This is a genomic window from Micromonospora sp. NBRC 110037 (assembly GCF_001652995.1).
Lineage (GTDB): Bacteria > Actinomycetota > Actinomycetes > Mycobacteriales > Micromonosporaceae > Micromonospora > Micromonospora chalcea.
Map to the genome: position 1 here is coordinate 434,555 of NZ_BBVA01000006.1, position 6,703 is coordinate 441,257.

Here is a 6,703-nt window from a genome sequence, read left to right on the forward strand (position 1 = left end):
GCCACATGCGTTACGTGCAGCTCGACACCCCCAAGCCCATCTCCAAGATCGGCCTCGGCACCTGGCAGTTCGGCTCCAAGGAGTGGGGCTACGGCCCCGACTACGAGCGCCGCGCCGCCGAGATCGTCCGGCGGGCGCTCGACCTGGGCGTCACCCTGTTCGACACCGCCGAGCTGTACGGCTTCGGCCGCAGCGAGCGCATCCTCGGCTCGGCGCTGGGCGACGACCGGAGCAAGGTCGTCGTCGCCAGCAAGATCTTCCCGCTGCTGCCGGTCGCCCCCGTCGTGCAGCAACGCGCGGTCGCCTCCGCCGCCCGGCTCGGCGTCGACGGCATCGACCTCTACCAGGTGCACCAGGCCAACCCGGTGGTCGCCGACACCACCACCATGCGCGGCATGCGCTCGCTGCAGGACGTCGGACTGGTCGGCGAGGTCGGCGTCAGCAACTACGGCCTGCGCCGGTGGCGGTTCGCCGAGGCCGCGCTGGGCCGCCGGGTGCTGAGCAACCAGGTCCGCTACAGCATGATCGACCGCGGCCCCGAGGAAGACCTCATCCCGTACGCGGAGCAGGCCGGCCGGATCGTCATCGCGTACTCGCCGCTGGCGCAGGGTTTCCTCTCCGGCCGCTACGACGCCACGAACCCGCCCGCCGGGGCGGTACGCCGGGCCAACCCGTACTTCCTGCCGGAGAACCTGGAACGCGGCACCGCGCTGATCGCCACGCTGCGCGAGGTCGCGGACGCGCACGACGCCACGCCGAGCCAGATCGCGCTCGCGTACGTGCTGCGGCACCCGAACGTGGTGGCCATCCCCGGCGCGTCCGGGGTCGAGCAGATGGAACGCAACGCGGCCGCCGCCGAGATCGACCTGACCGACGACGAGTACGCCGCGCTGGTTGCCGCCGCGCACGCGTTCCGCCCGGTCACCGGCCTGGCCGCGGTGCCCCGGATGGTCCGCGCCCGCCTCGGGAGGTGAGCGGCGCTCCGGCGGCGTCAGTGGCGACGGGCGCCGCCGGTCACCGGAGCGCGCTAGCGTGGATCGGGTGACCGCTCCCAACCAGGTTCCCCCGGTCCCGCCCGCCGAGCTGCCGAGCACGCTCGGCGCGTTGCGCGCGGCCGGCCACCAGTACCGCACGGTCAAGCAGGAACTCCGAGACAACCTCCTCGCCCGGATGGGCTCCGGCGAGGACCGCTTCCCCGGCATCGTGGGCTACGAGGACACGGTGCTGCCCGAGGTCGAGCGCGCGCTGCTCGCCGGGCACGACATGGTGCTGCTCGGCGAGCGCGGGCAGGGCAAGACCCGCCTGATCCGCTCGCTCGGCGCGCTGCTGGACGAGTGGACCCCGGTGATTCCCGGCTCGGTGCTCAACGAGCACCCGATGCACCCGATCACCCCCGCCTCCCGGGCACTGGTCGACTCGGCCGGCGACGACCTGCCGATCGGCTGGCTGCACCGCTCGATGCGGTACGGCGAGAAGCTCGCCACGCCGGACACCAGCGTCGGCGACCTGATCGGCGACGTCGACCCGATCCGCCTCGCCCAGGGGCGCACGCTCGGCGACCCGGAGACCATCCACTTCGGGCTCGTACCGCGTACCAACCGGGGCGTCTTCGCCGTCAACGAGCTGCCCGACCTGGCCGAACGCATCCAGGTGGCGCTGCTCAACGTGCTGGAGGAGCGCGACATCCAGGTCCGCGGCTACCAGCTGCGGCTGCCGCTGGACCTGCTGCTGGTGGCCAGCGCCAACCCGGAGGACTACACCAACCGGGGCCGGATCATCACGCCGCTCAAGGACCGGTTCGGCGCGGAGATCCGTACCCACTACCCCCTCGACCTCGACCTGGAGCTCTCGCTGATCCGGCAGGAGGCCGACCTGGTCGCCGTCGTACCGGAACACGTGCTGGAGGTGCTGGCCCGGTTCGCCCGCGACGTGCGGGAGTCCCCGTCGGTGGACCCGCGCTCGGGTGTGTCCGCCCGGTTCGCCATCGCCGCCGCGGAGACGGTGGCCGCCGCCGCGTTGCGTCGGTCCGGTCTGCTGGCCGGTGCCTCTGCTGCCTCGGGTGGCGGGGCCGGGTCGGCGCCCCGGCCGGAGGCGCCGGTGGCCCGGATCGGCGACACCGTGTCGGTCACCTCCACGCTGCGCGGCAAGGTCGAGTTCGAGAGCGGCGAGGAGGGACGCGAGATCGAGGTGCTCGCGCACCTGCTGCGTACCGCCACCGCCGAGACGTTCCGCGCCCGCCTGGCCGGGCTCGACCTGTCCGGCTTCACCGCGATCGTCGCCGAGGGCGGCGCCGTGGAGACCGGGGAACTGGTCTCCTCGGCCGAGCTGCTGCGCCAGGTCGGCACCGTACCGGGGCTGGCCAAGGTGCTCGACCGGCTCGGGCTCGGCGACGCGCCCAGCCCGGAGGAGGCCGCCGCCGGCATCGAGTTCGTGCTCGAAGGGCTGCACCTGACCCGCCGGCTCGGCAAGGACGTCACCGAATCGGGGCGCACCGTCTACGGGGACCGGGACTGACAATGGCCGGCGGCAACCGCTTCCGGTACGGGCAGTGGCGCGGCGGACCCGACCCGCTCGCCCCGCCGTACGACGTGCGCGCCGCGGTGGACGCGGTCGGCTCGGACGTGCTCGCCGGCGGCAGCCTGCGCGAGTCGCTGCGTGAGCTGCTGCGGCGCGGCCCGCAGGGGCGGGGCGGCCTGGACGACCTGGCCGCCCGCGCCCGCCGCCTGCGCCGGGAGGCGCTGCGCCGCGGCGACCTGGACGGCGCCGTAACCCGGGCCCGGGCGCTGCTCGACCAGGCGCTCGCCGCCGAACGCGACGAGCTGCGCGGCCGCGACGGCGACGACGCCCGGTTCGCCGAGGCCGTGCTCGACAACCTGCCCCGCTCCACCGCCCGCGCGGTGTCGGAGCTTTCCGGGTACGACTGGGCCAGCGCCGAGGCCCGGCAGACCTACCAGCGCATCCTCGACGGGTTGCGTGGCGACGTGCTGGAGCAGCGCTTCGCCGGGCTGCGCGACGCGGCGCGGGCCGCCGCCGACCCGGCCGCCCAGCGGCAGCTCGCCGAGATGATGCGCGACCTCAACGACCTGCTCGCCCGGCACGCCCGCTCGGAGGACACCACCGACGCGTTCGCCGAGTTCATGGGGCGGCACGGGGAGTTCTTCCCGGAACGGCCCAGGAACGTCGACGAGCTGATCGACGTGCTGGCCCGGCGGGCGGCTGCAGGTGAGCGACTGATGCGGTCGCTGTCCGACCGGCAGCGCGAGGAACTGGCCGGACTGATGCGCCAGTCGCTCGGCGACCGGCTCGCCGGTGAGTTGTCCCAGCTCGACGCGCACCTGCGGTCGCTGCGGCCGGACCTGAACTGGCAGCGCGGCGAGCGCGTACGCGGCGACCAGCCGCTCGGCTACGGCGAGGCCACCGGCGCGCTCGACGAGATCGCCGAACTCGACGAACTGCTGGACTCCCTCGACCAGGACCAGCCCGGCGCCACGCTCGACGACGTCGACGTGGAGGCGGTCGCCCGCACGCTGGGCCGCGACGCCGCCGACGACGTACGCCGGTTGCAGGAACTGGAACGCGAACTGCGCCGCCAGGGCTGGGTCACCCGCGACGCGGACGGGCTGACGCTCAGCCCGAAGGCGCTGCGCCGGCTCGCGAGCACCGCGCTGCGGCGCGTCTTCTCCGACCTGACCGCCGGCCCGCGCGGCCAGCACGACCTGCGCACCGCGGGCGCGGCCGGCGAGGTGAGCGGGGCGTCCCGCCCCTGGGAGTACGGCGACGAGCAGCCGCTGGACGTGGTGCGCACACTCACCCGCGCGGTACGCCGGGCCGGCCCCGGAGTGCCGGTACCGCTCGCGGTCGAGGACTTCGAGGTGGTGGAGACCGAACGGCGGGCGTCGGCGGCCGTGGTGCTCTGCGTCGACCTGTCGTACTCGATGATCTCGCAGGGGCGCTGGGGCCCGATGAAACAGACCGCGCTGGCCCTGTCGCACCTGATGGCCACCCGGTTCCCGCAGGACGCGCTGCAGATCGTCGGCTTTGGCCGGGAGGCGATGCCGCTGACCCAGCAGGAGTTGGCGGCGGTGGAGCCGGACATGCAGCAGGGAACCAACCTCCAGCACGCGCTGCGGCTCGCCGGCCGGCACCTGCGCCGCCACCCGGGCGCCGAGCCGGTGGTGCTCGTGGTCACCGACGGCGAGCCCACCGCGCACCTGGACCCGGGGGACGGCGAGGCGTACTTCCACTGGCCGCCGCTGCCGGAGACCATCTCGGCGACGATCCGGGAGGTGGACCGGCTGACCCGGTACGGCGCGACGCTCAACCTGTTCATGCTGGGCGACGACCCGGGGCTGCGCCGGTTCGTGGACGCGGTGGCGCGGCGCTCGGGTGGCCGGATGTTCACCCCCGACCTGGACGACCTGGGCGAGTACGTGGTGTCCGACTACCTACGAGCCCGCCACGGCCGCCGCTGACCCCGCGCTCCCTCATCCTCCCGCCCCCCGGTCCCCGCGCTCCCTCGTCCTCCCATGTTCTCGCATGTTCTCGTCGATCTTGGAGTTGTGGCGCCCAGGACGCCCGGCTTGACACCTTTCGCGAGGCACCACAACTCCAAGATCCCGACCCCAGGCCCCTGAGTGCGCGCGATCTTGCACTTTGGTGCCCCGCAAACCTGGCGAATCGGGTGCTCGGAGGGCGCAAACTGCAAGATCGCGGGGCCGGTCGCGGCCGCTTCGCTCCCGTCCAGCGCACCGCACCGCCCTGCCCGCTCGCGTCGATCATGAACTTGGCGGCACCTGGTGTCCGTTATGTCGCCGCTAACCTCATGATCAACCCTGTGGTGGGTGCCCGGGGAGGCTTCTTCGAGGGTGATCAAGGGGTTTGTGTCCTTGTGGGTGCCGGAAAGGGCCGCAAACTCCTTGATCGCCGGGGTGCAGAGCGAGGTGTCCGGATGGGCTGGGCGAGTCTGGTCGGTGGTGTGCGGGTTGTCGGGTTCGGGGGTGGTGGGCGGCACTTTGGGGGTGGAATCGTGGGCGGGCCGGTGGCGTTGTAACCGGGTGAACGATCGAGCAGGGCCGCGCCCCCGGAGCGAGGGGGTGCGGGCTGTGGGAACAGTGCCGGTCGTTGAGTACGTGCGGCGGCGTGAGCCGCGGGGAATCATCCCGCCCGGCTGGTCGTTGAGCATGGTTCCGACGACGTGAGCCCCGCGCCGCACCCCCGACAGCGTGAGCTGGCCCGGGAATGATGCCGGGCCGACAGTCGTTGGACATCCTCCCGGCGCCGCGTAGAGGCCCACCAGCCCCCGCGAGCAGCCGAGATCCCCCTTGAGACTTTCTTGAGCGCCTGACGGTGCCCACGCACCCCCGGTCCCCCCGGGGGGTGTGTCGACCCCCGAATGGAGCCCCCATCATGAACACGATTCTGCGTAAGAGCATCCTGGGTATTGCTGGTCTGGCTTTCACCGGTGGCGTGTTCGCCGGCCCGGTCGCCGCCCACGCGGCCGACACCACCCACGCCGCCAAGCCGGTCACCGCCACGGTGCAGTCCGACAAGCTGATCCCGCACGGCGTGCAGGGCGCCCAGTCCCGCATCGACCTCAATGACGAGCAGACCAAGAACGTGAAGGCGATCATCGCGGCGACGAAGAAGGCCGGCATGGACGAGCGTGCCGCGGTCGTGTCGATCGCGACCGCCCTGCAGGAGTCGAAGCTGGAGAACCTCGGCCACCTCGGTGACCGTAACGACCACGACTCGCAGGGCCTGTTCCAGCAGCGCCCCTCCTCCGGTTGGGGCACGGTGGAGCAGATCACCGACCCCGAGTACTCCACGACCGCGTTCCTGAAGGGTCTGAAGCAGGTCGACGGCTGGAAGGACATGCCGCTGACCAAGGCCGCCCAGACCGTCCAGGTCTCCGCCTACCCGGACCACTACGCCCAGTGGGAGCAGCAGGCCGCCGACCTCGTCGCTGAGCACTGGAACAAGTAAGTGAGTGTTTGAGATTTGGGGTGCGGCGGCGTGTCGGGTTGAGGTGAGGGAAGGCCCTCGGTAGGTCCGGTGGTGTCGAGCCAACCGTTTCCATACCGAGGGCCTTCTGATGACGTTGTACCCGATCACTGTCACGCCGTCCGCGTCGCCCCGCCGTTATCCGTCGCAGCGGGTGCGGCGGGAACGGGAACGGGCGGTGCGGCGGCGGTATCCCAGTGATCTGACCGATGCGCAGTGGGCGTTGATCGCGCCGCTGGTCACGCCGGTGTCGGTCGGTCGGCGGGGGCGGCCGCCGTCGCATCCGATGCGGGCAATCGTCACGGCGATCTTGTATGTGGCCTGCACCGGTTGTCCGTGGCGGGCCCTGCCGCGGGAGTTCCCGCCCCCGGGGACGGTGTACTGGTGGTTCGCTCGATGGCGCGATGACCACACGTTGATGCGTCTGCACGACCGGTTGCGGGAGCAGTGCCGTACCGCCGCCGGACGGCACGCGCATCCCAGCGCCGGAGCGATCGATTCTCAGTCGGTGCGCGCCGCGGACACCGTGCCCCGACACAGCCGCGGTTTCGACGTCGCGAAGAAGGTCAACGGCCGTAAACGCCACATCGTCGTGGACACCATGGGCCTGCTCCTGGCCGTCATGATCACCGGCGCGCACGTCAACGACCGCACCATCGCCCGTGACCTGCTCTGGCGCACCCGGCTGTTCCACCCCCGCCTA

General features: G+C 72.3%; 5 protein-coding genes. All 5 read left to right on the top strand.

Features of this window, described 5'->3' with window-relative positions; translation table 11 throughout:
• Nucleotides 1-5: 5 nt before the first annotated feature.
• Entirely contained in the window at nt 6-974 is a 969-nt protein-coding gene (locus A4R25_RS20440) for an aldo/keto reductase (protein WP_064447746.1), read from the top strand.
• 58 nt (nt 975-1,032) lie between these two features.
• Nucleotides 1,033-2,514: a hypothetical protein gene (locus A4R25_RS20445; RefSeq protein ID WP_064447747.1), complete on the top strand. Its 1,482-nt coding sequence runs from the start codon at nt 1,033-1,035 to the stop codon at nt 2,512-2,514.
• Nucleotides 2,515-2,516: 2 nt separating this feature from the next.
• Nucleotides 2,517-4,472, top strand: coding sequence for a VWA domain-containing protein (locus A4R25_RS20450; RefSeq protein WP_064447748.1), 1,956 nt, complete (start codon nt 2,517-2,519; stop codon nt 4,470-4,472).
• A 934-nt stretch (nt 4,473-5,406) separates the two neighbouring features.
• Nucleotides 5,407-5,982, top strand: coding sequence for a hypothetical protein (locus tag A4R25_RS20455; protein ID WP_064447749.1), 576 nt, complete (start codon nt 5,407-5,409; stop codon nt 5,980-5,982).
• A 109-nt stretch (nt 5,983-6,091) separates the two neighbouring features.
• Nucleotides 6,092-6,703: IS5 family transposase (locus tag A4R25_RS20460; protein WP_157539131.1), on the top strand; the 612-nt coding region annotated here is incomplete at its 3' end.

Bases quoted from the DNA above. Each gene is read 5' to 3' on its own strand.
- A4R25_RS20440 (WP_064447746.1), top strand. From the start codon at position 6: ATGCGTTACGTGCAGCTCGACACCCCCAAGCCCATCTCCAAGATCGGC.
- A4R25_RS20450 (WP_064447748.1), top strand. From the start codon at position 2,517: ATGGCCGGCGGCAACCGCTTCCGGTACGGGCAGTGGCGCGGCGGACCC.
- A4R25_RS20455 (WP_064447749.1), top strand. From the start codon at position 5,407: ATGAACACGATTCTGCGTAAGAGCATCCTGGGTATTGCTGGTCTGGCT.